The sequence below is a fragment of the Bradyrhizobium sp. CER78 genome, assembly GCF_029846235.1.
GTDB lineage: Bacteria > Pseudomonadota > Alphaproteobacteria > Rhizobiales > Xanthobacteraceae > Bradyrhizobium.
In genome coordinates, this window is sequence record NZ_JARVWP010000002.1 from 572,459 (window position 1) to 598,190 (window position 25,732).

Here is a 25,732-nt window from a genome sequence, read left to right on the forward strand (position 1 = left end):
CCCCTATTTACCTTGGGAAGCACTGCCCGAGCAGTCACGCGCCCCCACGCGTCTGGTCGGATTTTACCGGTATCGTAAACCCCCGGTGAGCGGCGGGGCGTCCCCGCTCCGGCCTCTTTAGCCGCCCCTTCGCACCTGCCGCAATAGGGACCAGTACGGGTATTGCCAGATCGGTGCGGAAACCATACCAAGGCGGCGAATTTGGGCGCGCGAAGGCGTTTTGCGCTGTTTTTGACACATCCTGAAACCTGGCAGCGCGAACGGAAATGCGCCGAATCCTGCTCTCGACCGTCAAGATCCTGATCTCGGCCGCGCTGCTCTATTTCTCGCTGCGCAAGGTCAATCTGTACGATCTGGCCTCCCGCATCCAGGTCGAGAGCCTGGGCTGGCTCGGCCTCGCGATTGCGGTCACCTTCCTGCAGATCTTTCTCGGGGTGCTGCGCTGGCGCGAGATCAGCGTCGAGTGCGGCGCGCCGCTGGAGACCGCGCAGGCGATGCGCTTCAACGTGATCGGCACCTTCTTCAACCAGACCCTGCCGTCCTCGATCGGCGGCGACGCCGTGCGGCTCTGGCTCGTCGCGCGCGCCGGTGCGGGCTGGCGCGCGGCGACCTATTCGATCTTCGTCGACCGCGCGGTCGGACTGATCGCGCTCGCCGTCGTCATCGCGGCCACCCTGCCCTGGAGCTACCAGCTGATCTCCGATTCCAATGGCTGGACGGCATTGCTGCTGCTCGACCTCGCGGCGCTTGCGGCCGGATTCGGCTTCCTGGTGATCGGCCTGTTGCCGTGGGCCTGGCTGAAGCAGTGGTGGGCAACGCACCACATCCACGCCTGCGCGGTCATCGCGAACCGGGTGCTGTTCAGCCGCAAGCACGGATTGCGGGTGGCAACCCTCTCGATCGCCATCCACGTGGTGACCGTCGTGATCGCCTGGTGCGTGGTGAAGTCCATCACCGCCCCGGTCACCTTCGGCCAGATCTTCCAGCTGTTGCCGCCGGTCATGCTGATCACGATGATGCCGATCTCGATCGCCGGCTGGGGCGTGCGCGAGGCCACCATGGCGCTGGCCTTCGGCTATGCCGGATTGATCGCCAATGAGGGCGTCAACATCTCGCTGTTGTTCGGCGCGGTGTCGTTCGTGGTCGGCGTATTCGGCGGCCTGGTGTGGATTCTGAGCCCGGAAAAGGCCGCCAAGGGCGCAGAGCCGATCGAAGTCCCGGGATCACAATCGTGAGTCCCGGGATCACAAGCGTGAGTCCCGGGATCGCAATGACCGGACCAGAATGAGCTATTTCGAAATCCTCCTGTTGTTGATCGCCGCGGTTCTGGCCGCAGCGATCTCGGCCGTCCTGATCCAGCTGACGCGGCCGCTATTGCTGCGCGTGGCGCTGGCGAAGCCGAATGCGCGCTCGTCGCACCGCATTCCCACGCCGCAGGGCGCCGGCATCGCGGTCACCGCAGCCACGCTGCTCGCGGGAGGGATCGTCATCGTGCTGGTCGGATCGCCCTTCCTGACGATTCCATTCACCGTCTTCTCGGCATGCCTGTTCATCGCGGTGGTGGGCTTTGCCGACGACATCCGCTCCCTGCCCGTGGTCCCGCGGCTGCTGCTGCAGGCTGCCGCCGTTGCGGCCGTGCTGTTCTCGGTGCCGGGCGAACTCAGGCTGGTCCCGGCCTGCCCGCTCTGGCTCGAACGCGGCCTGCTGCTGATCGCCGGCCTCTGGTTCGTGAACCTCGTCAACTTCATGGACGGGCTCGACCTGATGACCGCGGCCGAGGCCGTGCCGATCACCGTGGCGGTCGCCCTGCTCGGCAGCTTCGGCCATGTCCCGGTCGCTCCGGCGCTGGTCGCGGCGGCGCTCTGCGGCGCGCTGCTCGGCTTCGCGCCGTTCAACCGGCCAGTGGCAAAAATATTCCTCGGCGATGTCGGCAGCCTGCCGATCGGCCTGCTGCTCGGCTGGTGCCTGCTTGAGCTCGCCCTGCGCCGACAATTCGCCGCCGCGCTGCTGCTGCCGCTGTATTATCTGACCGATGCGACGGTCACGCTGTTTCGCCGCGTGGCGCGGCGCGAGCCATTCTGGGCCGCGCACCGCTCGCACTTCTACCAGCGCGCGACCGACAACGGATTCACGGTGTGGCGCGTGGTCGGCGAGGTCTTTGCGCTCAACGTGGTGCTGGCGCTGCTGGCATTCGCCTCGGTCGCCCTCAACTCGCTGGCTGCTGACATCGCCCTGCTGCTGGCCGGCGCGATCGCGGTCGCCTGGCAGCTGCGCCGGTTCTCGCGCGCGTTCTGATCACCTCAGATATCGGTTCGGCTCAGCGCGCGCCTCAACCCCTCATCGAGGCTGATCGGCTGCTGCCATCCGGTGCTCGCGATCTTGGACAGATCAAGCTCGAGCGAGGCGAACAGGCTGTCATAGGCTTCCTTGCGGCCGCCTACCGTCAGCGACACCTTCAGGAGCGGCGGCGGCAGCCAGAACAGGCGCGGCGAGGTTTCCGCCGCGCGGGCCAGCCGCTCGACGAACTCTCGCGTCGAGACCTGCTCGCGATCGGCTACCAGAAACACGTCGAAATCGTTTCCCGGTTGCGACAGGCGATGCAGGATGAACGACGCAAGGTTTTCCGCCGACAGGAATGCGCGGCGGTTCTTCACATAGGCGAGCGGAAGCGGCACGCGATTGAGCACCGCGCGCTTCAGCAAGGCGAAATTTCCCTTCGCACCGGCGCCGTAGATCAGCGGCGGCCTGATCACGGTCACCCTCATGCCGCTGCCCGGCGCAATCTTCTTGAGGCCAACTTCGGCAGCCGCCTTCGAGTTTCCGTAGAGCCCGCGGGGCGTGAGGACATCGTCCTCGCGAAACGGGGGGCGCCCGTAATTGCTGCGCCCATGCACCAGGATGGTGCTGACAAAGACGAAATCCCGAACGCCCGCCGCAACCGCCGAACGCGCCAGATGCAGCGTGCCTTCGATATTGACGTTGCGGTAGAGCTCGATCGCCTGTTCATCGGACTGCTGGTGAACGCGAGCCGCAAGGTGAACGACGGCGTCCACGCCCTCGAGCGCGGCGCGCCAATCGGTGGCGGGGCTGAGCGAGCCGATCGCCACGTCGTTTGCATCCTGCGGCGAGGTTCGCACCGCGCGCCGCACCAGCCAGCCGTTCTGCGCCAGCTCGGGCACCACATGGCGACCGACAAAGCCGCTCGCACCTGTCACCAGAACCGTCGGGCGACGATCAGTCATGCTGTCCGCTCCGCATCGTGATTGGATAGCAGCTCCGCGACCAGCGCAGCATAGCTCGACAGGGCCCGCTCGGCACTGAAGGTCCGTGCGGTCGCGACTGCGCGCTCGGCCATCTCCGTGTCCTGCGATCGCGACGCCAACCTGACGGCATCGGCGAGTTGATCGGGCCGCCCCGGTGTGACGACCCAGCCCAGCCCGTTCTCGCTGACGGTCAGGGCTGCCTCGGCCTCGGGCTCGGAGACCAGGATGACCGGCCGGCCGGCCGCGAGCAGATTATAGAACCGGCTCGGGACCGATACACCGGCAACGTCCTTGCGATAGGGAATGAGCCAGACGTCCGCACTGGAGAGCAGCGCATCCAGCTCGCCGTCCGCGACGCGGTCGACCAGCGTGACGTTGGCGAGTTGCGCCGTGGCCTGCATCTCCTTCAAGCGCGCGAAGCCCATCCCCCACCCCGAGAGCAGGAAATGGATATCGCGCTCGTCGCGCAACAGCCGCGCGGCCTGGAAGACAATGTCCGGATCGTGGGTGAAGCCCAGATTGCCGGACAGACCGACGACGAAGCGGGCGGCAATGGCCTTGCGAAACGGATTGTCGGGACTGACGGGACGACTGCCGGGGACGAGCGTGGCCCAATTCGGGATGAACCTGATCTTGTCCGGCGTCATTCCGCCATAGCGCAGCAGCAGCTTCTCGGCGTCACGGCCGATCACGATGACGGCGTTCAGGGCACGGAACATCAGCGTGTTGATGCCGCGCATCGCCCGCGCGACCAGCGAGGACGGCCGCAGCAGTCCGGCCATCACGAGAACATCCGGAAACAGGTCGTGCAGGATCAACGCCGACTTCGCGCCCTTCAACCGCGCCGCCGCGGCAACCGCATAAGGAAGCGCGAAGGGTGCGGTCACCGTCAGCGCGACGTCGCCCCGCTTCAGCCGCGACAACAATGCAAAGAACATCCGGCCGGTGAACAGCGCCTCGGCCAGTGCGCGCTTGATCAGCGCCGCCTTTCCCGGCAGCCAGTTCCTGATCTCGACGACGGCGGGCTGCCCCGGCGCCGGCGCCCTCGCCGAGCCCGGCATCCCCGAGATCACCACCACCTCCGCCTCCTGCGCGATCCGTTCGGCGATCGCGGACATGATCGCGGCGGTCGTGCTGTGGTCCGGCGGATAGTGCTGGCTGGCGACCACGACTTTTCGAGAACTGGGCATCAAATGGCTTTCGAAATTGTCCTGCCTCGTCGTCCGCAGGACAGCGCGGTCAGGCGGCATTCGATCCGAACTCGGGCACCGCGTCCTGAAGGACGGCGCGAATGGTCACGCGGTCATCGCGCTCGATCGCATCCTCCAGCGCCGCGAGCCACTTGCGTAGCGTCGACATCGGCGGCTGGTTCGGCTTGGCCGCCATCACGCCGGCGACGCCGATTTCCAGCGTCGGCTCCTGGCTTGCGAACAGGATCTCGTTGAGCCGCTCGCCGGCACGGATGCCGCTGAACACGATCTCGATGTCGACGCCCGGTTGCAGGCCCGACAGACGGATCATCCGCTCGGCGAGATCGACGATCTTCACCGGCTGCCCCATGTTCAGCACATAGACCGAGACGTCAGGCCGCGCCGGCGTCATCGCGTGCGTCGCGGCGGTGATCACGAGATCGCAGGCTTCGCGGATCGTCATGAAATAGCGAACCATGTCCGGATGCGTGACGGTGATCGGTCCGCCGGCTTCGATCTGCGCCTTGAATTTCGGCACCACGGATCCGTTGGACGCCAGCACGTTGCCGAACCGCACCGAGATCAGCCGCATGTGCGCCCTGCCCTTGGCTTCGGTCATCAGGTCATGGTCCAGCGCCTGACAGTACATTTCGGCAAACCGCTTGGTCAGGCCCAGCATCGACACCGGCTCGATCGCCTTGTCGGTCGAGATCATCACCATGGCGCTCGCGCCGGCGGCACGCGCGGCATCGGCAACGTTCACCGACCCGAAGATGTTGGTCTTGACCCCTTCGCTCCAGTCACGCTCGAGGATCGGCACATGCTTGAGCGCCGCGGCATGGAATACGATGTCGGGTTTGAACTCGCTCATCAGGCGCGTGATGCGCTCGCGATCCCGGATGTCGGCAATCCGGCCCTCGATCTCGGGGCCGCTGTCGCGCGCGGACAGCGCCTCGGTGACCGCATAGAGCGCCGGCTCCGAGTTCTCCATGACCAGGAGGCGCGCCGCGCCGAAGGTCGCGACCCGCTCGCAGATCTCGGCGCCGATCGAGCCGCCGCCGCCGGTCACGATGACGGACTTGCCCTTCACCAGCGTCTCAAGCCGGGCATAGTCGATCTTCTGGCTCGGGCGCAGCAGCAGATCCTCGACCGCGACATTGGTGAGCCGCGGCGCATCGCCGCTCTCCAGCGACGGCAGGCGGCTGACCATCAGGCCGAGCCGCTTGGCGCGCATCAGCAGGCTCTCAGGGTGCGCGTCCGGCTCGAAGGCCGAGGGCGTCATGACCACGCGCTTGATCGGGCGCTGGCGGCTCTCGAAGTCCCGAATCACGGCCTCGATGTCATCGACGCCACCGACCACGGGAATGTTGCGGATCATCTGGCCGCGGTCCGCGACCGACGGCGACAGCACGCCGACCGGCCAGAGCCGCTTGATGGCGCCGTTCTCGATGCCGCGCAGCACCACTTCGGCGTCGGCCGTGCGGCCGACCAGCAGCGCCGGCGCGGCATTGTCGGACCGGGCATGAAGTCGCGTGCGCGAATAACGGAAGTAGCGATAGCCCAGCCGCAACGCGCTCAGCGCGAACACTTCAAGGAAAAAGAACAGGATGATCGTGACCCGGCCGAGGAACACCGGGCTTACCGAAGCCGCTCCGGTGAAAAAGTAGACGTAATCCAGCACGACCAGCGCCAGCGTCAGCACCGCGGCCACCCGCAGGATGTTCACCGCGTCCGGCAGCGAGGTGAAGCGCCATTTCGCCGTGGTCAGATTGGAGAAATAGCTGACCACGATGCTGAACAGCACGAACCAGGGCAGAATGCGCAGCAGATGTGGCAGTCGATCGGTAAGGAGGCTGCCCTCGAACCGCAGATAGAAGCTCGCCAGCAACGCAAACGTCGTCGCGAGCGCGTCATGTGCCAGAATCAGGAAGTTGCGCAGGGTGAATTGTGAAAGGCGCGTCATCTAGCAGACGGGTTGCTGGCAACTGGGAGTTGGCGACAAGACATTGGCAGGCTGTAGCGTATCTGCGGAGCCCATGCCAGCGATCATGGACGGATCGGGGGCTCGGGTTCCAAATCGGTCCCCAATCGGCCCTTCAACGCCATGCCGCCCGCAACCCCGACGCCCAGCACATACATCCAGCCTTCGTGAAAGTCGAAGATGTGTGAATTAAACAACGAACTTGAAATATTCTGTACCACGACGAGAAGCCCGATCCAGTTGACGAGACCGTCGCCGCGGAACAGCAACAGGTGCAGGAGCCACATCGCATACAGTATCGCCACACCCACAATGCCCCACTGCACGGCGACGTTCAACGTCTGATTGTGGGGATTTCCGATCACCTCGCCGGATGCCTGGTTCATGCCGCCGGTCGCGACGCGCTCGAACAGGCCTCGCGTCGCTCCGGTGCCGTGGCCGATGACCGGGGCCTCGGCGAAGAAGCCGAGCGACTTGCGCCAGAATTCGAGCCGCAAGCCGAGCGACGTCGGCTCGTTGCGCTCCATGTAGAGCTTGTAGTCACGTTCGAATGACTCGGCCGTCCGTCGCAGTGGCGACGATCCATACCACGCCACCACGGACAACGCGGCAGCCGCGCAAAGGATCAGGACGATGCTGCGCCAGCGCAGATGCAGCAGCGCGAACACCGCGAACATAATCGGAACCGTCACGATCGCCGTCCGCGACACCACCACGAGCGCCATGTTGGCGAACAGGCTGAGCGCGATCGCGATCAAAAGGACGGCCGGCCAGAAGCGTTTGTCCCGCACCAGCATCACGATCGGATAGGCCAGCGCGACCGCGCACAGCGTGAATTCCTGACTCTGATCGATGTAATTCTTGACGAACACGCCCTGCTCGCCCGGCCCGGGCGCCCGCAGCGCAAGGTGCGGATAGGCCAGCACCAGCCACGACATCAGCATCAACAGCGTGCAGGACACGAGGAAAGCCATGAACACCCATGTGCCGCGGGTCGAGCGCTGGAAATGATAGAGCAGGACCGGAAGCACCAGGAGCTTTGCGGTCGGTCCGACCGCGTAAAGCCGCGCGCCCCAGGCCGCGTCCGACCAGAGCGTGCCGACGAGCGCGAGGCAGAACAGCGCGATCGGCGCCACGCAGATCGGCCGCTTCAGCAGCGTCCAGAACGCCCGGAGGTCGACGGTCGGCGCAATCGCAATCAGCAACACCACGCCGAAGATGCCGACCAGCGAGGTCGACCACGGCAGCGACAGCGCGATCAGGACCGCGACCACGTCGGTCGTGGTCTGCCAGCGCGCCGGGTCGCGCCAGGCCGGACACGCCGCGGCGCCCGCCGGGGATGCCGTGCTCGCGCTCACGCCTTGCCCTCACGGGCCCGGGCAACCAGCGACGTCGTGCTGTGGCCCTGCAGGATTTCGACCAGCACCACCTCGCCGCCGGCGGCCTCGACGATCTCGTGGCCGACCACCTGCTCGCGGGTGTAGTCGCCGCCCTTGACCAGCACGCTCGGCCGCACCTTCGTGATCAGGTTGATCGGCGTGTCCTCCTCGAAGATCGCGACGAGGTCGACGGCCTCGAGCGCCGCCAGCACCTCGGCGCGGGCGCGCTCGTTCTGTACCGGACGCCCCTCGCCCTTCAGCCGCTTCACCGAGGCATCGCTGTTCAATCCGACGATCAGGCGGTCACAGGCGCTGCGCGCGGCGGTCAGCACCTTGACGTGACCCGGATGCAGGATGTCGAAGCAGCCATTGGTGAAGCCGATCCGCAGATCCTGCCGGCGCCATTCCTCGAGATACGCATCGATATCGCCGCCGGCCGGAACGATCTTCTCCTCGGCCGCGAGCAAAGCGTGCGGCAGGATCCTTCGCCGCAGTTCGGCGGACCTGACGATCGCGGTGCCGGTCTTGCCGACCGCAACTGCGGCTGCCGCGCTCGCGATCCGCAGCGCGCCTTCCCAGTCGGCACCGACGGCGAGCGCGAGCGCCAGCGCCGCAGCCACGGTATCGCCGGCCCCGGAGACGTCGCGCACCTTGACCGGCAGCGCCGGCACATGGATCGAGCCGCCGTCCCGCGTCACCAGCGTCATGCCGCGTTCGCCCTGCGTCACCAGCATCGCCTCGCAATCGGCGAGATACATCGCATCGGGCGCGGCCTGCGCGATGCTGTCCTGGCTATCGGCGCGGCTGCGGGTCGCCTCGGCGAATTCCTTGCGGTTCGGCGTCAACACGGTCGCGCCGCGATAGATCGCGAGATTGGCGCTCTTGGGATCGACGATCACGCGCTTCTTCGCCTGGCGCGCGGCGTCGATCACGTTGCGGATCACGCGCGCGGTGAGCACACCCTTGGCGTAGTCGGACAGCAACACGATGTCTGCCTGCGCAAGGCGCGGCAAGATCGCGTCGATCAGCTGCTGCTCGACGGCCGGCGCAGCCGGCGCGGCCAGCTCCCAGTCGGAGCGCAGCATGTGGGTCGAGAACTGCTCGGAGACGAAGCGCACCTTGCGCGTGGTCGGCCGCGCAGCGTCGCGCACCAGCACGGCCTCGATGCCCGCCTCTTTCGCCAGCGCCTCCGATAGCACCGTGCCGGCGGCATCTTCGCCGATCAGGCCGACGAAAATGCAGCGCCCGCCGAGCGATGCGATATTGCGCGCGACGTTGCCGGCGCCGCCGATATTGATCTCGCTGCGCCTGACCGCGATCACCGGCGCCGGCGCCTCCGGCGAGATCCGCGACACCTCGCCATACACGAACTCGTCGAGCATGAGGTCGCCGACGCAGAGCACGGTCTGGCCGGACATTGCACGGGAGATCGCTTCAAAATCAAACATCAGTCACCGTCATCCGCTCTAGCGATAGCGATCCGCGCGATCGAGGAAGCCGTTCACATAGGCCCCGACCGCGTCTTCCAGGCGGGTGAACCCGCCATTGTATCCGGCGTGCGCGAGACGATCGACGACGCTCTCGGTGAAGTATTGGTAGCTGCCGCGAATCTGCTCGGGCATGTCGACATACTCAATGTTCGGCGGAAGGCCGAGGGCGCCATAGGCCGAGACGATCAGGTCCTTGAAGCTGCGCGCCTTGCCGGTGCCGACATTGAACAGGCCGGAGACCCGCGGCGTCGCGATCAGCCACATCATCACCCGCACGACGTCGTCGACATAGATGAAGTCGCGGCGCTGGTCGCCGTCGGCGATGCCCTCGCGATGCGACTTGAACAGCTGCACGACGCGGCCCGCTTTGATGTCGTCGAAGCGGCGCGCCAGCACGCTCATCATCGAGCCCTTGTGATATTCATTCGGGCCGAACACGTTGAAGAATTTCAGCCCGGCCCATTGCGGCGGCAGCGGCTCGCCCTTCGCGGCGCGCCCGGCGACGGCGAGGTCGAACAGCTGCTTGCTCCAGCCGTACAGGTTCATCGGCCGCAGCCGCTTCAGCGCCTCGACCGACGCGTCGTCGTCAAAGCCCTGATCGCCGTCGCCATAGGTCGCGGCGGAGGATGCATAGATGAACGGGGTGGCATTCGCGGTGCACCAGTCGAGCAGCCGCATCGAGAGGCGGAAATTGGTCTCGATCACCAGATCGCCGTCGGTCGCAGTGGTCTCCGAGATGGCGCCAAGATGGATGACGGCGGAAAGCCGCCGCCCCTTCAGCCAGTCGCCGAGCTCGGCCGGGGGAACCACGTCGGCAAGCTGGCGCTTGGCCAGGTTCCGCCACTTGCCGTCGCTCCCAAGAATGTCACAGACCGCGACGTCGCTGTGGCCGGCGTCATTCAACGCAGCCACGACGTTCGATCCGATAAAACCGGCGCCCCCGGTTACCAGAAACATGATGAAATCCCGCCAGATTCCTTTGCAGCCGCCAGCTTTGCCCCACTCCCGCGCCACTGGCAACGACGGCTTTACCTCTTATCGCGAACCGGTTACCGACTTGGCCGCGCCGGTCCGGCCTTGGCCTATTAGAAATGAATATTGATTCAATATCTGATATCGAAACCCAGGATGCCGAGGATACCAGACCGATCCTCGTCGTGCCCTATTTATGGATCGGCGATTTCGTGCGCGGCCACACCGTGGTCAGGGTGCTCCGCAAGCGCTGGCCCAACCGGCCAGTCGACCTCCTTACGTCGAGGCTTTGTGCCCCTCTGGTCGACTATATGCCCGGCGTCCGCGCCGGGATCGTCTTCGACCTGCCGCGCAGCCGGCTGGCGCTGGCCCGGCAGCGGGCCCTGGCGGCCGAGTTTCGGGAGCGGAACTATGCCACCGCGCTGGTGCTGCCGCGCACCTGGAAGGCGGCCATCGCGCCGGCCCTGGCGGGCATCCCGGAACGGGTCGGCTTCTTCGGCGAGGCGCGGTTCGGACTGATCAACGCGATGCGATGGGGCGAGAAGCAGCAGCCGCGCTTCATCGACAAGAACGCCATCCTGGCGCTGCCCGATGGCGCCACCCGCCCGCCGGAATGGCCGGTGCCGCAGCTCCGGGTTCCCGCGGATGATGTCAGCCGATGGCGGCAGGTCAACGGCCTCGGTACTGGACCTGCCGTCGCGCTGGGACCCGGATCCGTCGGCGCCTCGAAGCGCTGGACCTATTATCCGGAAGCCGCACGGCTGTTCGCCGAACGCGGCTTCGATGTCTGGGTGGTCGGCGGGCCCGGCGAGAAGGCGCTGGCGCAGGAGATCGTGGCCTCCGGCGGCGCCCGGGTCCGCGATCTTACCGGCACCGATCTGCGCAACGGCGTGCTGGCGATGGCCGCGGCCAGTGTCGCCATCTCCAACGACTCCGGGCTGATGCATATCGCAGCCGCGATCGGCACCCCGACCATGGGCATTTTCGGCCCGACCGATCCCTATCTCTGGGCGCCCCTCAACGGCCTCGCCGCGACGGTGCGGCAGACCAAAAGCAAGCTGCCGTGCCAGCCGTGCCAGCGCACGGTCTGCACCATGAACGACCATCGCTGCATGCGCGACATCGCGGCCGAGGAGGTCGTCGGCATCGCCGAGCGCGTACTGGCTCAGATCAACGCGCGATAGACCTTGGCGATCGCGCCCGCCTCCGCATCGAGGCTGAACTTATCCACAACTCGTTGGCGCGCCCGTGCCCCCATCGCTTCGGCCGATGCCGGATCGCGCATCAAGGGCTCGAGCGCGGCCGCCAGCGCATCGGCATCGCCCGGCGGGGTCAGCACGCCGGTGATGCCGTCTTCGACCACGAACTCGGCGGCGCCCGCCCGCGCGGCGACCAGCGCAGCGCCTGCCGACATCGCCTCGATCAAGGTGAGGCCAAAGCCTTCGTTGCGCGAGGTGAAGGCGTAGATCGTCAGCCGCTGGTACCAGCGCACGACATCCTCGATCGGCAATTCACCCGTGATGATGATGCGCGATTGCAGCCCCGCGGCCTCGATCTTGCGCTTCAGCTCGCCCGCGAAGGCCAGTTGCTCCGGCACCACGGCGCCGACGATGACAGCGGTGAAATCGGGATAGCGCGGCAGCAATCTGCACATCGCCTCGACGAACACGTCGCTGCCCTTCTGCGCGCGCACCCGCCCGAAGCAGCCGATCGCGTAGCGGCCCGGCAATCCGCTCTCGGCGAACGCCGCGGCGCGATCGGCCGGCGGCCCATAGCGGTCGGTGTCGACGCCATGCATCACCACGGTGGCCTCGCGCTTGAGGTACGAAGCCGACAGCGGACTGGTCGCGATGATCGCATCCATGTTGCGGATCAGCCAGCGCGTCAGCCAGGTGTGATGACGCTGCGCGGCCGAGGTGAACAGCAGCTTCAGCGGCCAGCCGAGCGCGCGCAGCGCGAGGCCTGCGATCATCTCGTCGTTGCGCCGCGCGTGCCAGATCACAGGTTGCGCGCGCCGCCACAGCCGCATCAGATCGGCAAATCCCATCGCATCGATGCCGTCGGGCCGATGCGAGCCGAGCCAACCTGCGCGAAACATCCTTGCAAGCTTCGGCGCGACCATGCGGTTGGTCGCGGTGACACCCGAATAGCGTCGGTGCAGGTTCGGCACGATGAGCTGCAGCTCGCCGGCAGGTGTGTTCTCGATCGGCACGCAAGTCTCCGTTTCGCGCCAGTTCCTATACGCAACATTAAGCATAGTGGCCAGTTCGGCCGCGGCGAAACCCCCTCTTCACCGCACTGCCGCTAGCATCGCCCGTTAAAGATATCGGGAGAGCTCTATCCATGACCGTGCTCGTGACCGGCGGTGCCGGCTATATCGGAAGTCACATGGTTCATGCGCTGGTCGATGCCGGCGAGAGCGTCGTCGTCGTCGACAATCTCTCCACCGGCTTCTCCGCGTTCCTGCCCGAAGGCGTGCCGCTGTTCATCGGCGATGCCGGCGACGAGAACCTCGTCGAAGGCGTGATCGCACAGCACGGCATCGACAGCATCATCCATTTCGCCGGCTCCGTCGTGGTGCCGGACTCGATGCGCGATCCGCTGGGCTACTATCGCAACAACACCATGACGACGCGCAGCCTGCTCAACGCAGCCGTGAAGTGCGGTGTCAGCCGCTTCATCTTCTCCTCGACCGCGGCCGTCTACGGCAATCCGGACCAGGTGCCGGTGCCGGAGATCGCGCCGACCCATCCGCTGTCGCCCTACGGCTCGTCGAAGCTGATGACCGAGATCATGCTGCACGATGTCGCCTCCGCCCATGGCATGAACTATGTCGTGCTGCGCTACTTCAACGTCGCCGGCGCCGACCCGAAAGGCCGCGTCGGCCTCTCCACCATCGGCGCCACCCATCTGCTCAAGATCGCGGTCGAGGCCGCGACCGGCCAGCGCGCCAAGATCGACGTGTTCGGCACCGACTATCCGACCCAGGACGGCAGCTGCGTGCGTGACTTCATCCATGTCAGCGACCTCGTCGAGGCGCACCGCTCGGCGCTGGCCTATCTGCGCGCCGGCGGTCAGTCGGTGACGATGAATTGCGGTTACGGCCGCGGCTATTCCGTGCTCGAGACCATCGAGGCGGTACGCCGGGTCTCGATGCGCAATTTCGCCGTCGCCTATGCCGCGCGCCGGCCCGGCGACATCATGACCATGGTGGCCGATACGAGAAGGATCCGCTCGCTGCTCGACTGGACCCCGCGCTACGATGATCTCGAGACCATCGCGAGCCACGCGCTGGCCTGGGAGGAGAAGCTGTTCCGGGAGCGCGGCGGCGCTGCGCGACAGGCAGAATCGGCCTAAAAATCAAGCCGTTATTGTGCTTGAAAAAGCCCCGCCAAGCGGGCAAGGAGGTCCGCAACCCTGACGGCCGGCGCTGCCCGCCGTCAATGGAACGCGGATGGCTCAGTTTCCAAAGAAAATTACCGACGATCCCTACGGCGCGGCGATCCTGATCCGCCGCCTGGTCACGGAACAGGGGATCACCTACTGGCGGCGCTACCTGACGGCGTTCGCCCTGATGGCGGTTGCGGCCGGCTCGACGGCCGCCGCCACCTACGTGCTCGGCCAGGTCATCAACCAGGCCTATGTCGACAAGAACATCCCCGGCATCGCCATGTTCGCCGGGGTCACGGTGGTGCTGCTGTTCATCAAGGGCGTGGCGACCTACGGCCACATGGTGATCCTGTCGAAGATCAGCAACGCGATCCTGGCGCGGAACCAGCGCCAATTGTTCGCCAAGCTGATGAGCGAAAGCATCGGCTTCTTCTCGCAGCGGCATTCCTCGGAGTTCCTCGCGCGGCTCACCGCCGGCGCCAAGTCGATCACCGACGTGCTCAACATGCTGGTCAATGCGATCGGCCGCGACTTCCTGATGCTGGTCAGCATGCTCGCCGTCATGGTCTGGCAGGACCCGCTGATGTCGTTCATCGGGCTCGTGGCGGTGCCGCCGGCGATGCTGATGCTGCGCAGGCTGGTGAAGCGGATCAAGGGGCTCGCCTACAACCAGTTCACCGGCACCGCCGACATCATGGAGACGATGCAGGAATCGCTGCAGGGTATCCGCACCGTGAAGGCGTTCACGCTGGAAGACACCATGCAGCAGCGGATCGACGAGAACATCGAGATCGTCGAACGCAACGCCAACAAGATGGCGCGCGTCGCCAACCGCTCCAACCCGCTGATGGAGATGCTCGGCGGCTTCGCGGTCGCCGGCTGCCTGATGTATGGCGGTTACAGCGTGGTCGCGCTCGGTTCCACGCCGGGCCAGTTCTTCACCTTCCTGACCGCGTTCCTGATGGCGACCGAACCGGCCAAGCGCCTGGCGCGGCTCAACATCGACCTCAACAGCCAGCTGGTCGGCGCGCGGATGCTGCTCGAGGTCGTCGACAGCCCGGCGAGCGAGCAGGCCGACGACGACAAGCCGGCGCTGAAGCTCTCCGACGCGCGGATCGAACTGCGTGACGTCAGCTTCGCCTATCGGCCCGGCGAGCCGGTGCTGAACCGCATGAGCTTCGTGGCCGAGCCCGGCAAGGTGACCGCGCTGGTCGGCCCCTCAGGCGGCGGCAAATCGACGGTGCTGGCCCTGCTGCTGCGCTTCTACGAGACGAGCGAGGGCGAGATCCTGATCGACGGACAGTCGATCTCCCAGGTCTCGCGCAACTCGCTGCGGCAGCAGACCGCCTATGTCGGCCAGGACGTCTATCTGTTCCGCGACACCATCCGCGCCAACATCGCGTTCGGCAAGCAAGGCGCCAGCGAGGCCGAGATCATCGACGCCGCCAAGGCCGCCTGCGCGCACGACTTCATCATGAGCTTCCCGCTCGGCTACGACACGCCGGTCGGCGAGCACGGCACGCAACTGTCCGGCGGCCAGCGCCAGCGCATCGCGGTCGCCCGCGCGCTGATCAAGAACGCGCCGATCATCCTGCTCGACGAGGCCACCGCCGCGCTCGACTCGGAGTCCGAGAAGCAGGTGCAGGAGGCGATCGAGCATCTCTGCCAGGGCCGCACCACGATCGTGATCGCGCACCGCCTGCACACCATCATGCATGCCGATGCGATCCTGGTGGTCGAAGGCGGCGAGATCGTCGAGCGCGGGCGTCACGATGAGCTGCTGCGCCGCGGCGGCCGCTACGCCTCGTTCTTCCGCCTGCAGCACCACCACGATCCGTCGCCGCTGGCGCTCGCGCCGATCAGCGCCACGGGCTGATCATCCCTTCCCGTCCTTGGCGACAATGCCTGCGCGCAGCACGCGCAGGACGTTGCCGCCCATGACCTTGCGGATGTCGTCCTCGGAGAACCCGCTCGACATCAACGCCTGGGTCACGGCGGCAATCCCGCTGGCGTCGAAGCCCGTGGTCGTCGAGCCGTCGAAATCCGAGCCGAGGCCGACATGGTCGATCCCGACGAGGTCGCGGACATGGGCAATTGCGCGCGCGACGTTGTTCGGATCGAGCGAGCAGACCGCGCCTTGCCAGAAGCCGATGCCGACCACGCCGCCGGTACGTGCGACGCCCTTCACCTCATCGTCGGTAAGGTTGCGGTTGACCTTGCAGGTCGCCTGAACGCCGCCATGGCTCGAGACCACCGGGCGCGTTGCCATCGCCAGCACGTCGGCAACCGTCGCGTGGCTCGCATGGGCGAGGTCGACGATCATTCCCATCGCCTCCATCCGCTGCACCACCTGCCGGCCGAGCGGCGTCAGCCCGCCCTTGGCCACGCCGTGCATCGAGCCTGCGACATCATTGTCGAAGAAATGCGCGAGACCGGCCATCCGGAATCCGGCGGCGTAGAGCACGTCGAGATTGTCGATGTTGCCCTCGAGATCCTGCAGGCCCTCGATCGAGAGCATTCCGCCGACCACCGTCATGCCGCTCTTGCGGTCCGCGAGCAGGTGATCGATGTCGGCCGCGGTCGTGATCACGCGCAGCCGTCCGGCGGACCTGTCGGCGAAGCTCTGCAATTTCTCGGCATGCCATAGCGAGCGCTGCAGCAACGAGAACCAGGTCCGCATCGGCTGCAGATCGATGATGGCAAGGTTGGTGATCGTGTCGGTGTCGCCGGCGTTGGCATCATAGTTCTGGCCCTTCGGCGACTTGGTGACCGACGAGAACACCTGCAGCGCGTAGCGGCCCTCGATCAGGCGCGGCAGGTCGATATGGCCGCGATCCGATCGCGCGATCAGGTTGCGCTTCCACAGCAGGCTGTCCGCATGCATATCCGCGACGTCGAGCGTCGCCTGCAAGGCCTGCGCGGCGGGCGTGATATCCACGGCCACGCGCTGGACCTTGTTCTGCCCCCGGTCGATCCGTTCCGGGGTCACCACAAAGAACCGCACGGCGGAGACGAACAGGACCGCGGCAATCAGGGCAAGGCCGATCGAAAGCCACCTCCGCATCGGCATCACCGCCCTCGCCGGCCGAAGCCGGCCGCGCTCGGCGGAAAGCTGGCCTCACCTCTGCGCCTGACGCAATCGCAGCCCCTAGCCCTGAGCGGCTTAAGCGCGTAAAAACCGCCCGCGCTCCCTCCTTCAACCTTCCGGGACCCGTTCATGAACGCCGCCTCCACCGTCATTCCGCTTCCCCCGCAGCCCTCGCTTCCCGTCGTCGGCGAATCCGGCACCTATCCGGTCCGTCGCATCTGGTGCGTCGGCCGCAACTATCTTGAGCATATCAGGGAGATGGGCAATGACGAGCGTGCGCCGCCGTTCTTCTTCGGCAAGCATGCCGACATGCTGGTGCCTGATGGTGCGACGATCCCCTACCCGCCGCTGACCAAGGACCTGCATCACGAGGTCGAGCTGGTGGTGGCGATGAAAAGCGGCGGGCTGAACATTCCCGCCGACAAGGCGCTCGAGCATGTCTACGGCTATGCCGTCGGCATCGACCTGACCCGCCGCGACCTGCAGATCGCCTCGCGCAAGAAAGAGCGGCCCTGGGAGATCGGCAAGTCGTTCGACTATTCCGCGCCCTGCTCCGCGATCCAGCCGGCCTCGAAGATCGGCCACCCCTCGAGCGGCAAGATCTGGCTCACCGTCAACGGCAAGGAAGCGCAGAAGGGCGACCTCAACGAATTGATCTGGAACGTGCCTGAGATCATCTGGCAGCTCTCGCAGCAGGTGAAGCTCGCCGCCGGCGACATCATCATGACCGGCACGCCCGCGGGCGTCTCGCAGCTGCAGGTCGGCGACAAGCTCGAATGCGGCGTCGACGGCGTCGGCAAGCTCGCCGTGACGATCGGCAAGCCGGAATAAGCTCCAGCTCCGATCCAGCAGCAGACCGCGGCCCCGAACCTGGTTCGGGGCCGTTTGCGTTTTCAGAATTGCTCGTGGCCGGGATGGTTGGGATCGCCGAAATATCCGCCACCTCCGCTGCCACCGGCACTGTCACCGCTGTAATCAGTTCCGAGATAGGGCGGCGGATCGACCGGCTGGCGATGCGGGCCACCCGAACCGCCAGGGGGCAGTTTCGCACCCACATTCTTCGGCGGCACCATGTGAAGTCCACCCGCCTGTGCGGAGCCCAGCGCGGCAACGCCGAACGCGACAACGGCAGCGAATGCAATAAGCGAATTGCGTGTCATGCGACGTCTCCTTGAACTCGGGCCGGGCACCATGCGCCAGCTCCGACGCCGCACTGTTCGCATGATAGGAGCAGCCTGCCTGTGACGTGGGTCACGCTCAATCCCGGTCGCGCATCGCGACGCCCCGGCATAGCCGGGAAACCCCGGACCAGAGGCCCGGGGCTTTCCGCTGCGCGTGGTCAGCGAATCGTGCCGGGCATGCAGGGCGGCTCGGTGAAGGGCGCGGTTGCGAACGATCCGACGTTCGGCGCGCGCACGCAATCAGTCGTCTTGCTGCTGACCGGTGTCGTTGTCGTCGTCATCGAGGCGTGGGCGCGCCGCGCCGCAGCATTGTTGTTGGCGGCCGACGCCTGAGCCGAATACGCAGCTGCCGCAACCAGCGCAAGCGCAGCGAAGGTCAATTTGGTCATAGGAATTCTCCGCGTGGATGAAGCCGACCAAGCTCGGCTCCTGTGACCCAAGACCGTCAACGTTCGAAAATATTTCCTCACGCGCGATCACCGAACCGCGATCGCCTCATCACAACAGATGGAGCGGGGAATACCGGAATGACAGAGGCGCTCCATTCACCAGGGCCGCGCACAAGGGCGGCGATGATGACATGGAGATTCTCATGAGCGATCTTTGGCGCCTGGGCAAACAGATTGGCCTCGCTGCAATCCTGTCCGCGGCAATGGCGACCTCCTCGTTCGCACAATCGGCAGACCAGGAGCCGAACGCCTACGCATCAAATGAAACCGCGACGCGACCGTGGTCGGCGCCGGTTGGCCATCGCCAGCCACGCGCCGCCGACATTCCGGCGGCGACATCGGCGTCGCAGCAGATCATCGATCAGGAGGATGCGATCGTCGACCGCAAGATCAGGGGTATTTGCCGCGGCTGCTAGAGCATGATCCGGAAAAGTGCGAAGCGGTTTTCCGGAGAGATCATGCTCAAAAGAAGGGTCAATCCGCGATCGCGCCCGCGGCGGCTCCTAATGTCTGTCGGCGGCCTGTGGCGCAGCCGGGCCGAGATGCGTCTTCTCGTATTCGAGCCACAGCTCGAGCAGCGCCATGAACGCGACCACCGCACCCGCGGCGATGGCAAAATGCATCGCGCGGGTGTGGGTGAAGCCGAGCAGCCAGGGCGAGACGATCAGCCAGCATCCGACGAACAGATTGATCCACTCCTCCCAGATCGCGAACGCTGCGATCGCCGCCAGCGACATGATCGCGATGGCGGCACCACTGATCCTGAGATCGATCGCCGCCGTTGGGTTGGCATGCGCGAACAACCACGGCGCGGCGAGCAGGAAGATCGCCGCAGCAAGGTTATAGAGATCAAGCGCCGATTCTTTTCGCCATTTCACCATCTGCTTCTCCCATGCTTCTCGGACTTACCGCTGATGCGCCGACGCGGCGTTGATGTCCTTGCCGGTGTAGTCGGTCATCAGCGCGGTCGCGACCAGCGTGATGACGGCGCAGAGCGCGATGTAGATCGCGATCGCAGTCGACGAATGATAGGTGCCGAACAGCCAGGCCGCGATCAGCGGCGCAGGACCGCCGGCGATGACAGATGCGAGCTGGTAGCCGAGCGAGGCGCCGCTGTAGCGCAGGCGGCCGGTGAAGCTTTCGGCGATCAGGGCGGCCTGCGGCCCGTACTGCATATCGTGCGGAACAAGCGAGAGAATGATCGCAAGGAAGATGACCGGCACCGATCCGGTGTTGAGCATCGCAAAGTAGATGAAGCCGAAGATGCCGGTCACCAGCGCGCCGATCATGTACATGTTCTTGCGGCCGATCTGGTCGGACAAATGCCCGAACACCGGAATCGAGACGAACGAGACCACCGAAGCCGCCAGCACCGCGGTCAACAACATGTCTCGCGACATCTGCAGCGTCCCGACGCCGTAGGAGAACACGAAGGCGGTGAAGATGTAGAACGGCGCCTGCTCGGACATCCGCGCGAAGGCGGACAGCAGGATCTCCTTCGGATGATCGCGGATCACCGTCAGCATCGGTGTGCGGTCGACCTTGCGCTCGGCCAGCAGCTTGGTGAACACAGGCGTTTCCAGAATGCCGAGCCGGATGTAGAGGCCGACGCCGACCAGCATGATGCTGAGCGCGAACGGGACGCGCCAGCCCCACGCCAGGAACTGGTCGCCCGACATCTGGCTGAAGGCCAGCACGGCAAGATTGGCGAGGAACAGCCCGCAGGGCACGCCGAACTGCGGCCAGGAGGCGATCAGTCCGCGCGAGCGATCGTTGCGCGCCCATTCCATCGACATCAGCACCGAGCCGCCCCATTCGCCGCCGACACCGACGCCCTGGATGAAGCGCAGCACGGTGAGGATCACCGCACCCCAGATGCCGATGCTGGAATAGGTCGGCACCAATGCCACCGCCGCGGTGGCCAGTCCCATCAACAGCAGCGTCGCGATCAGCGTCGACTTGCGTCCGATGCGGTCGCCATAGTGGCCGAAGATCGCAGCACCGATCGGCCGCGCGATGAAGCCGACCGCATAGATCGCGAAGGCTTCCAGCGTGCCGACCCACGGATCGGAATGTGGAAAGAACAGCTTTGCGAACACGAGGCCGGTGACGGTGCTGTAGAGGAAGAAGTCATACCATTCGATCGCGGTCCCGACCGTGGAGGCGATTACCGCGCGGCGCAGTTGGAGCTGATGTTCGGCTGGTGTGAGCTGGTTGGCGTCGAGTCTCGAGCCGAGTGTTACCATGGGAGCGTCTCCCTCGGACAAGCCCCCCGGGTGGATGCAAAGTATTCGGGTCGTTTGAGTACAAACGACACGGCCGTGCCGAAGGTTCCAACGGGATGGAACGCAGAACCTAGAACTTTAGTCGGTCCGCGCTCGCCGCTCGGCCACGGGCTCGATTGCACGCCTGAGCCGCCGCGCGATCGCAGGCGCATCGGCCTCGGCGGCATTGGTAAAGCCGACCAGCAGGCCCTGCCCGCAATCGTGCCGAAGGCTGCGGCTCGACAGCGGCTCGGCACCAAATCCATCTGCCCGGGCAAGCTGCGCGAGCCTTGCATCCTGCGTGCGGCCCATGAACCGAAGCAGCAGGTGCATGCCGCCCGGCTGCAACTCGATCCTGATGCGCTCGCCGAATTCGGCGGTCAGGGCGGCAGCCAGAGCGGCGCGGCGCGCCGCGTACAGCTTCCGCATCCGCTTCAGATGGCGCGCGAAGTGCCCTTCCGCCATGAAGCCCGCAACGACCCGCTGCGCGAACGGATTGAGGCCGTTGCTACGGCCGGCGCTGACCTCGATGAAGCTGTCGAGCAGACGATCCGGCACAACCAGATAGCCGAGCCGCAATCCTGGAAAGAGCGTCTTGCTGAACGTCCCCGAATAGATCACCCGCTGGCCGCGATCGAGGCTCTTCAATGCTGGCAGCGGCCGGCCGACGAACCGGAACTCGCTGTCATAGTCGTCCTCGATGACATAGCCGTCTGCCTGGTTCGCCCACCGAAGCAGCTCCATGCGGCGCGGCAGCGAGAGCGATACGCCGAGCGGGCTTTGATGCGACGGCGTGACGACCGCGAGCCGTGCTCGCCGCGCCTGCCTGATGCCTTCGCCGACGCGCATCCCCTCGGAGTCGATGGGCACGGCGACAAGTCCGGCGCGGGCCAGTTCAAGCGCGGTCCGCACGGGCGGAAAGCAGGGGTCTTCGATCCACGCGCGGTCGCCGCGTCGCAGCAGGATGCGCAGCGCTAGATCGAGGCCGCCCTGAAAGCCGTTGGTCACCAGCACCTGGCGACAGTCGCACGCGATCCCGCGGGAGGATGCGAGATATGCCGCGATCGCCTGCCGCAACGGTTCGAAGCCGGCCGGATCCGGATACATCATGTCTGAAGCGGAGCTTCGCCGCGCCTCTCGCGCGATCACATGGGTCCAGAGCTTGCGCGGAAAGAGATCGATCGCAGGCAGCCCCATCTGCAGCAGCAGAGGTTCGGCGCGCCCGCTCGGCCGGCTGCTGGACCGGGCCGGAAACGTCGCGACGTCATCGAGCGCCGCGGCGTCGCGCAATTCCGGCGACACGATCGTCCCCGCCTGACCGCGCATGACGATGTAGCCCTCCCCGGCCAGCATGGCATAGGCGGCGTCGACCGTGCCGCGCGCCATCGCGAGCTCCGCGGCAAGACCGCGGATCGAAGGCAGCCGGTCGCCCGGACGTAGCTGCCCGGACGCGATCGCGCGCCGGAATCGCTCATAGAGCTGGCGCGAAAGCGGCATGCCACCGCTGCGAACCAACCCGGTCACCCGTCTCTTCCGGCGCTTCGCCATGGCCTAGTCAATATGCCGCCTCTTGGCCCTTATGGATAGGCCATCCTGCCGCTAGATGGTGGGCCTGGACAACATCAGGAGCCCTCGACATGACATCCACCATCCTTCGACGCGATTTCAATCGCGCCTCGATCGCAGCGCTGCTCGCGGCCCTCGCCGCTGCCCGAGGATCAGATGCCAATGCGCAGCCGCAACACTCCGCACCGGGGACGAAACAGTCTTCCAGACGCGACGTGATCAAGCAGGGTTTGCCCGGCGATCCGGCGCGCGACATCACGCTCGTGGAGGTGACGTATCCTCCGGGAACGGGATCGCCCGTGCATGCCCATGCCAACGGCGTGATGGCCTACGTCGTATCGGGCATGGTGGCCTCGCAGGTCGGCGATGGCCCCGAACGCACCTACAGCGCCGGCGAAGCCTGGTGGGAGCCGGCCGGCGCTATTCATCGCGTTTCGCGCAATCCTAGCTCGACCGAGCCGGCGACCCTGCTTGCGATCTACATCGCGCCGCGCGACGCAACCGCCGCGGATCTGATGAAGCCGCTGTAACCATCCAACGCCTCGGGATCTCTTGACGACGATGCAGAGTGCTCTCACAGCCGCATTGAGCGCGGCGATCGCGGTGATCGTGCTGCCGCTGTTCGCCGCGCAGTCCCTCTCGGCTCCGATCGCCACCTCGTTCGGGCTGACGGAAAGCGCCGCCGGCCTGATCGCCATGATGCCGATGCTGGGCTACACCGCCGGGCTCGTGCTGCTTGTCCCGTTGATCGATATGTTCCGGATGCGCTCAGTCATGTTGACGACGCTCCTGACCGGGACCCTTGCGCTGGCGGCCGCGGCCTTCTCTCCGTCGGCGACGCTCTTCCTGCTCAGCGCGTTCGTCGTGGGGCTGACGACCAGCGCCACGCAAATGGTCGTGCCGCTTGCAGCGGGTCTTGCGGAGCCGTCGGCGCGCGGCCGTGTCATCGGCAGGGTCATGAGCGGGCTGATGATCGGCGTGCTGCTGTCGCGGCCGAGCGCCAACCTGTCGGCCAGCCTTTTCGGCTGGCGCGGAGCCTACCTCGCCGACGCCACTGCGCTCGCGATGGTCTGCCTTGCCTGTGCACTCATCGTGCCTGCGCGTTCGCAAGCCAGCCGTTTGAGCTTTCGCGAGCTGATCTCCTCGCTCTGGATCGTCCTCCGCAGCGAGCCGGTACTGCAGCGGCGCGCGGCGTGCCAGGCGTTGTGCATGGGGGCCTTCGGCGCGTTCTGGACCGCCGTGCCGCTGCTGCTCGCGGCGCCTCCGTTCGGGCTGGGACAGATCGGGATCGGCGCGTTTGCCCTTGCCGGTATCGGCGGAGCGATCGTGGCGCCCGTCGCTGGATGGGCCGCCGATCGGCATCTCGACGAAACCGCGACGCGCCTTGCCCATGTCTGCGTGGTCGCCGGGTCCGGCCTCGCCCTCATCTTCGGTGCCGCGATGCACCGCGGCACCGCGTTGCTGCTGCTGGTTCTGGCTGCGATCATCGTCGATCTCGGTGTGATCGGCGATCAGACGCTGGGACGGCACGCGATCAACAGCTTGCGTCCGGACATCCGCGGCCGCCTCAACGGGCTCTATACCGGATTGTTCTTCCTCGGCGGAGCCGCAGGATCCGCGCTTGCCGGCATTGCCTGGACGCATGGCGGATGGACATCGGTCTGCGCGCTCTGCGTCTGCTTCGGCCTCGGCGCCATCCTGGTCGGCCGGATCACATCGTCGGGGCGAGGCGCGCGAGACCGACAGGAGGCAGCCGTCCGGCCCTAGGGCCGATCGCTGCGCCGATAGGGAACGTAGCGCGGCGTCCAGACCTTGGCGTGGATGCGCGCCTCGACCTGGTCGATCGGAATATCCTTGGCGAGCCCCTCCTTGTGCGCCTGCAGTGCCACCGCCAGCGCAACCGTCAGCGCCACCTCGCGCAGCGCGCTGACCGGCGGCAAGAGATTGTGCTTCGGGTTGTTGCGCGCCGGCGAGACGCTGGCGAGCGCCTTGGCGGCGGCCATGAACATGCCGTCGCTGACCCGGCTGGCGCCGACCGCGAGCGCGCCGACACCGACGCCCGGGAAGATGTAGGAGTTGTTGGTCTGGTCGACCTTGAAGCGCGCACCGTCGCGGGTGATCGGCGGGAACGGGCTACCGACGCCGATCAGCGCCCGCCCCTCGGTCCAGGCCTCGATATCGGAAGGCGTCGCTTCCTCGCGCGAGGTCGGGTTCGACAGCGGGAAGATCACCGGGCGCTTGTTGCAATCGGCCATCGCGCGCACGATCGGCTCGGAGAACGCGCCGGCCTGGCCGGAGACGCCGATCAGCACGGTTGGCCTGGCGTTGCGCACGACGTCGAGCAGCGCGATCTTGTCGGGATGGCTGAGCTGCCAGCCCGCGATCGCCTGCTTGCTCTGCACGAATGGCAGCTGGAACGGGGCGAGCCCGCTCATGCCCTCGAGCAGCAGCCCGTCGCGGTCGACCATGTAGAAGCGTTTCGCCGCCTCGCTCTCGGACAGGCCGGCATCGACCATCGCGGCGCGGATGAGGCTGGCGATGCCGCAGCCGGCGGAGCCGGCACCGAGCACGGCGACGCGCTGCTCGGTGAGCGGCACGCCGGTGACGTTGATGGCGGAGAGCAAGGCGCCGGTCGCCACCGCCGCAGTGCCCTGGATGTCATCGTTGAAGGTCAACAGCCGATCGCGGTAGCGCTCGAGCATCCGGGTCGCATTGTTCTTGGCGAAATCCTCCCATTGCAGCAGGACGCGCGGCCAGCGTTTCACCACCGCCGAGACGAACGCCTCGATGAAGTCGTCATATTGCTGGCCGCGCACGCGCTCGTTGCGCCAGCCGATATAGAGCGGATCGGCCAGGCAATCCGGATTGTCGGTGCCGACATCGAGCATGATCGGCAGCGTGGTCGCCGGATGCAGGCCGCCGCAGCCGGTGTAGAGCGCGAGCTTGCCGATCGGGATGCCCATGCCGCCGGCGCCCTGATCGCCGAGGCCGAGGATGCGCTCGCCGTCGGTCACCACGATGGCCTCGACGTGATCGAAGCGCGGATGGGCGAAAATGCGGTCGATCCGGTGCTGGTGCGGAATGCTGAGGAACAGGCCGCGCGGCTTGCGAAACAGCCGGCTGAATTTCTGGCAGCCCTCGCCGACGGTCGGCGTGTAAACGATCGGCAGCAGCTCTTCCAGGTTGCCGACCAGGAGCGCGTAGAACAGCGTCTCGTTGGTGTCCTGCAATTCGCGCAAGAAGGCATAGCGCTCGATGTCGGTCTCGTAGCCGCGCAACGCCTCGAGGCGGCGCGAGACCTGCTCGTCCAGCGTCAGGATGTTGGGCGGCAGCAGGCCGTGCAGGTCGAACGCCTCGCGCTCCGCCTCGGAGAACGCCGTGCCCTTGTTCAGCTGCGGATCGGCCAACAGCTCGTAGCCGCTCAGCGCGGTGGTGGCGAAAGCTCCTGCAGTCCCCGACATGACAAGGTCCCCTCAATGCGAATTGCCTGATGGAACTGTATCACCCTCGTGTAACGGA

The 25,732-nt window shown here is 66.2% G+C and carries 23 protein-coding genes; 9 read left to right on the top strand and 14 right to left on the bottom strand.

Translation table 11 applies throughout. The features are described from left to right. Positions 1-266 precede the first annotated feature (266 nt). Positions 267-1,235: a lysylphosphatidylglycerol synthase transmembrane domain-containing protein gene (locus QDT69_RS05765; RefSeq protein ID WP_279705652.1), complete on the top strand. Its 969-nt coding sequence runs from the start codon at positions 267-269 to the stop codon at positions 1,233-1,235. A 49-nt stretch (positions 1,236-1,284) separates the two neighbouring features. Then, positions 1,285-2,295, top strand: a complete 1,011-nt coding sequence (locus QDT69_RS05770; protein ID WP_279705653.1) for a glycosyl transferase — start codon at positions 1,285-1,287, stop codon at positions 2,293-2,295. Between the two features lie 5 nt (positions 2,296-2,300). Here QDT69_RS05770 and QDT69_RS05775 read toward each other — a convergent pair whose 3' ends face one another. The 6 genes from QDT69_RS05775 to rfaD all read right to left on the bottom strand — a co-directional run bounded on the left by QDT69_RS05775 (position 2,301) and on the right by rfaD (position 10,260). Then, positions 2,301-3,242: an NAD-dependent epimerase/dehydratase family protein gene (locus QDT69_RS05775; protein WP_279705654.1), complete on the bottom strand. Its 942-nt coding sequence runs from the start codon at positions 3,240-3,242 to the stop codon at positions 2,301-2,303. Further along, a complete protein-coding gene (locus QDT69_RS05780) occupies positions 3,239-4,453 on the bottom strand; it encodes a glycosyltransferase family 4 protein (protein ID WP_279705655.1) in 1,215 nt (404 codons plus the stop codon). Before QDT69_RS05780 ends, QDT69_RS05775 begins: the two co-directional genes overlap by 4 nt. A 49-nt stretch (positions 4,454-4,502) precedes the next feature. After that, positions 4,503-6,416: a nucleoside-diphosphate sugar epimerase/dehydratase gene (locus QDT69_RS05785; RefSeq protein ID WP_279705656.1), complete on the bottom strand. Its 1,914-nt coding sequence runs from the start codon at positions 6,414-6,416 to the stop codon at positions 4,503-4,505. Between the two features lie 83 nt (positions 6,417-6,499). Beyond that, complete coding sequence (locus tag QDT69_RS05790; protein WP_279705657.1) at positions 6,500-7,792, bottom strand: O-antigen ligase family protein; 1,293 nt, start codon at positions 7,790-7,792, stop codon at positions 6,500-6,502. Then, positions 7,789-9,261, bottom strand: a complete 1,473-nt coding sequence (gene rfaE1 / locus QDT69_RS05795) for a D-glycero-beta-D-manno-heptose-7-phosphate kinase (protein ID WP_279705658.1) — start codon at positions 9,259-9,261, stop codon at positions 7,789-7,791. The genes QDT69_RS05790 and rfaE1 overlap by 4 nt, the downstream gene beginning before the upstream one ends. 18 nt (positions 9,262-9,279) lie before the next feature. Next, entirely contained in the window at positions 9,280-10,260 is a 981-nt protein-coding gene (rfaD, locus tag QDT69_RS05800) for an ADP-glyceromanno-heptose 6-epimerase (RefSeq protein ID WP_279705659.1), read from the bottom strand. Positions 10,261-10,394: 134 nt separating this feature from the next. Between rfaD and waaF the strand changes: the two genes are divergently transcribed. After that, positions 10,395-11,459: a lipopolysaccharide heptosyltransferase II gene (gene waaF, locus QDT69_RS05805; protein ID WP_279705660.1), complete on the top strand. Its 1,065-nt coding sequence runs from the start codon at positions 10,395-10,397 to the stop codon at positions 11,457-11,459. Here waaF and QDT69_RS05810 read toward each other — a convergent pair. Next, positions 11,441-12,481 carry a glycosyltransferase family 4 protein gene (locus QDT69_RS05810; RefSeq protein WP_279705709.1) on the bottom strand — a complete coding sequence of 347 codons (1,041 nt, stop codon included), beginning with the start codon at positions 12,479-12,481 and terminating at the stop codon, positions 11,441-11,443. The genes waaF and QDT69_RS05810 overlap by 19 nt on opposite strands. Before the next feature lie 137 nt (positions 12,482-12,618). On the opposite strand from QDT69_RS05810, the gene galE reads away from it, so the two are divergent. Together galE and QDT69_RS05820 are read left to right on the top strand one after the other, a co-directional pair. After that, positions 12,619-13,632 (top strand): UDP-glucose 4-epimerase GalE, encoded by a 1,014-nt coding sequence (gene galE, locus QDT69_RS05815; RefSeq protein ID WP_279705661.1) that lies wholly within the window; start codon positions 12,619-12,621, stop codon positions 13,630-13,632. Positions 13,633-13,729: 97 nt separating this feature from the next. Next, positions 13,730-15,541 (top strand): ABC transporter ATP-binding protein, encoded by a 1,812-nt coding sequence (locus QDT69_RS05820; RefSeq protein WP_279705663.1) that lies wholly within the window; start codon positions 13,730-13,732, stop codon positions 15,539-15,541. On the opposite strand, the gene QDT69_RS05825 is transcribed toward QDT69_RS05820, so the two are convergent. Further along, entirely contained in the window at positions 15,542-16,729 is a 1,188-nt protein-coding gene (locus QDT69_RS05825; RefSeq protein ID WP_279705664.1) for a dipeptidase, read from the bottom strand. A gap of 153 nt (positions 16,730-16,882) precedes the next feature. Here QDT69_RS05825 and QDT69_RS05830 point away from each other — a divergent pair, with 153 nt between their 5' ends. Then, a complete protein-coding gene (locus QDT69_RS05830) occupies positions 16,883-17,584 on the top strand; it encodes a fumarylacetoacetate hydrolase family protein (RefSeq protein WP_050423170.1) in 702 nt (233 codons plus the stop codon). 62 nt (positions 17,585-17,646) lie between these two features. On the opposite strand, the gene QDT69_RS05835 is transcribed toward QDT69_RS05830, so the two are convergent. Both QDT69_RS05835 and QDT69_RS05840 read right to left on the bottom strand, forming a co-directional pair. Then, entirely contained in the window at positions 17,647-17,913 is a 267-nt protein-coding gene (locus QDT69_RS05835) for a hypothetical protein (protein WP_279705666.1), read from the bottom strand. Positions 17,914-18,092: 179 nt separating this feature from the next. Further along, a complete protein-coding gene (locus QDT69_RS05840) occupies positions 18,093-18,323 on the bottom strand; it encodes a hypothetical protein (protein WP_279705667.1) in 231 nt (76 codons plus the stop codon). Between the two features lie 17 nt (positions 18,324-18,340). Here QDT69_RS05840 and QDT69_RS05845 point away from each other — a divergent pair, with 17 nt between their 5' ends. Beyond that, positions 18,341-18,799, top strand: a complete 459-nt coding sequence (locus tag QDT69_RS05845) for a hypothetical protein (protein WP_279705668.1) — start codon at positions 18,341-18,343, stop codon at positions 18,797-18,799. An 87-nt stretch (positions 18,800-18,886) separates the two neighbouring features. Here the strand turns inward: QDT69_RS05845 and QDT69_RS05850 are convergent, their stop codons facing one another. The 3 genes from QDT69_RS05850 to QDT69_RS05860 form a co-directional block, all read right to left on the bottom strand. Continuing rightward, positions 18,887-19,264, bottom strand: a complete 378-nt coding sequence (locus tag QDT69_RS05850; RefSeq protein ID WP_279705669.1) for an SPW repeat protein — start codon at positions 19,262-19,264, stop codon at positions 18,887-18,889. A gap of 24 nt (positions 19,265-19,288) precedes the next feature. Next, positions 19,289-20,629, bottom strand: a complete 1,341-nt coding sequence (locus QDT69_RS05855) for an MFS transporter (protein WP_279705670.1) — start codon at positions 20,627-20,629, stop codon at positions 19,289-19,291. A gap of 117 nt (positions 20,630-20,746) precedes the next feature. Next, positions 20,747-22,171: a PLP-dependent aminotransferase family protein gene (locus tag QDT69_RS05860; protein ID WP_279705671.1), complete on the bottom strand. Its 1,425-nt coding sequence runs from the start codon at positions 22,169-22,171 to the stop codon at positions 20,747-20,749. 113 nt (positions 22,172-22,284) lie between these two features. Here QDT69_RS05860 and QDT69_RS05865 point away from each other — a divergent pair, with 113 nt between their 5' ends. Further along, a complete protein-coding gene (locus tag QDT69_RS05865; RefSeq protein ID WP_279705672.1) occupies positions 22,285-22,743 on the top strand; it encodes a cupin domain-containing protein in 459 nt (152 codons plus the stop codon). A gap of 31 nt (positions 22,744-22,774) precedes the next feature. Next, positions 22,775-23,980, top strand: a complete 1,206-nt coding sequence (locus QDT69_RS05870) for an MFS transporter (protein WP_279705673.1) — start codon at positions 22,775-22,777, stop codon at positions 23,978-23,980. Here QDT69_RS05870 and QDT69_RS05875 read toward each other — a convergent pair. Next, complete coding sequence (locus QDT69_RS05875; protein WP_279705674.1) at positions 23,977-25,674, bottom strand: NAD-dependent malic enzyme; 1,698 nt, start codon at positions 25,672-25,674, stop codon at positions 23,977-23,979. The genes QDT69_RS05870 and QDT69_RS05875 overlap by 4 nt on opposite strands. Positions 25,675-25,732 lie beyond the last annotated feature (58 nt).

Coding starts and splice junctions, on each gene's coding strand:
- QDT69_RS05765 (WP_279705652.1), top strand. CDS start 267: ATGCGCCGAATCCTGCTCTCGACCGTCAAGATCCTGATCTCGGCCGCG.
- rfaE1 (WP_279705658.1), bottom strand. CDS start 9,261: ATGTTTGATTTTGAAGCGATCTCCCGTGCAATGTCCGGCCAGACCGTG.
- waaF (WP_279705660.1), top strand. CDS start 10,395: ATGAATATTGATTCAATATCTGATATCGAAACCCAGGATGCCGAGGAT.
- QDT69_RS05770 (WP_279705653.1), top strand. CDS start 1,285: ATGAGCTATTTCGAAATCCTCCTGTTGTTGATCGCCGCGGTTCTGGCC.
- QDT69_RS05845 (WP_279705668.1), top strand. CDS start 18,341: ATGAAGCCGACCAAGCTCGGCTCCTGTGACCCAAGACCGTCAACGTTC.
- QDT69_RS05785 (WP_279705656.1), bottom strand. CDS start 6,416: ATGACGCGCCTTTCACAATTCACCCTGCGCAACTTCCTGATTCTGGCA.
- QDT69_RS05820 (WP_279705663.1), top strand. CDS start 13,730: ATGGCTCAGTTTCCAAAGAAAATTACCGACGATCCCTACGGCGCGGCG.
- QDT69_RS05835 (WP_279705666.1), bottom strand. CDS start 17,913: ATGACACGCAATTCGCTTATTGCATTCGCTGCCGTTGTCGCGTTCGGC.
- QDT69_RS05825 (WP_279705664.1), bottom strand. CDS start 16,729: ATGCGGAGGTGGCTTTCGATCGGCCTTGCCCTGATTGCCGCGGTCCTG.
- QDT69_RS05840 (WP_279705667.1), bottom strand. CDS start 18,323: ATGACCAAATTGACCTTCGCTGCGCTTGCGCTGGTTGCGGCAGCTGCG.
- QDT69_RS05855 (WP_279705670.1), bottom strand. CDS start 20,629: ATGGTAACACTCGGCTCGAGACTCGACGCCAACCAGCTCACACCAGCC.
- QDT69_RS05850 (WP_279705669.1), bottom strand. CDS start 19,264: ATGGTGAAATGGCGAAAAGAATCGGCGCTTGATCTCTATAACCTTGCT.
- QDT69_RS05830 (WP_050423170.1), top strand. CDS start 16,883: ATGAACGCCGCCTCCACCGTCATTCCGCTTCCCCCGCAGCCCTCGCTT.
- galE (WP_279705661.1), top strand. CDS start 12,619: ATGACCGTGCTCGTGACCGGCGGTGCCGGCTATATCGGAAGTCACATG.
- QDT69_RS05865 (WP_279705672.1), top strand. CDS start 22,285: ATGACATCCACCATCCTTCGACGCGATTTCAATCGCGCCTCGATCGCA.
- QDT69_RS05775 (WP_279705654.1), bottom strand. CDS start 3,242: ATGACTGATCGTCGCCCGACGGTTCTGGTGACAGGTGCGAGCGGCTTT.
- QDT69_RS05870 (WP_279705673.1), top strand. CDS start 22,775: ATGCAGAGTGCTCTCACAGCCGCATTGAGCGCGGCGATCGCGGTGATC.
- QDT69_RS05875 (WP_279705674.1), bottom strand. CDS start 25,674: ATGTCGGGGACTGCAGGAGCTTTCGCCACCACCGCGCTGAGCGGCTAC.
- QDT69_RS05780 (WP_279705655.1), bottom strand. CDS start 4,453: ATGCCCAGTTCTCGAAAAGTCGTGGTCGCCAGCCAGCACTATCCGCCG.
- rfaD (WP_279705659.1), bottom strand. CDS start 10,260: ATGTTTCTGGTAACCGGGGGCGCCGGTTTTATCGGATCGAACGTCGTG.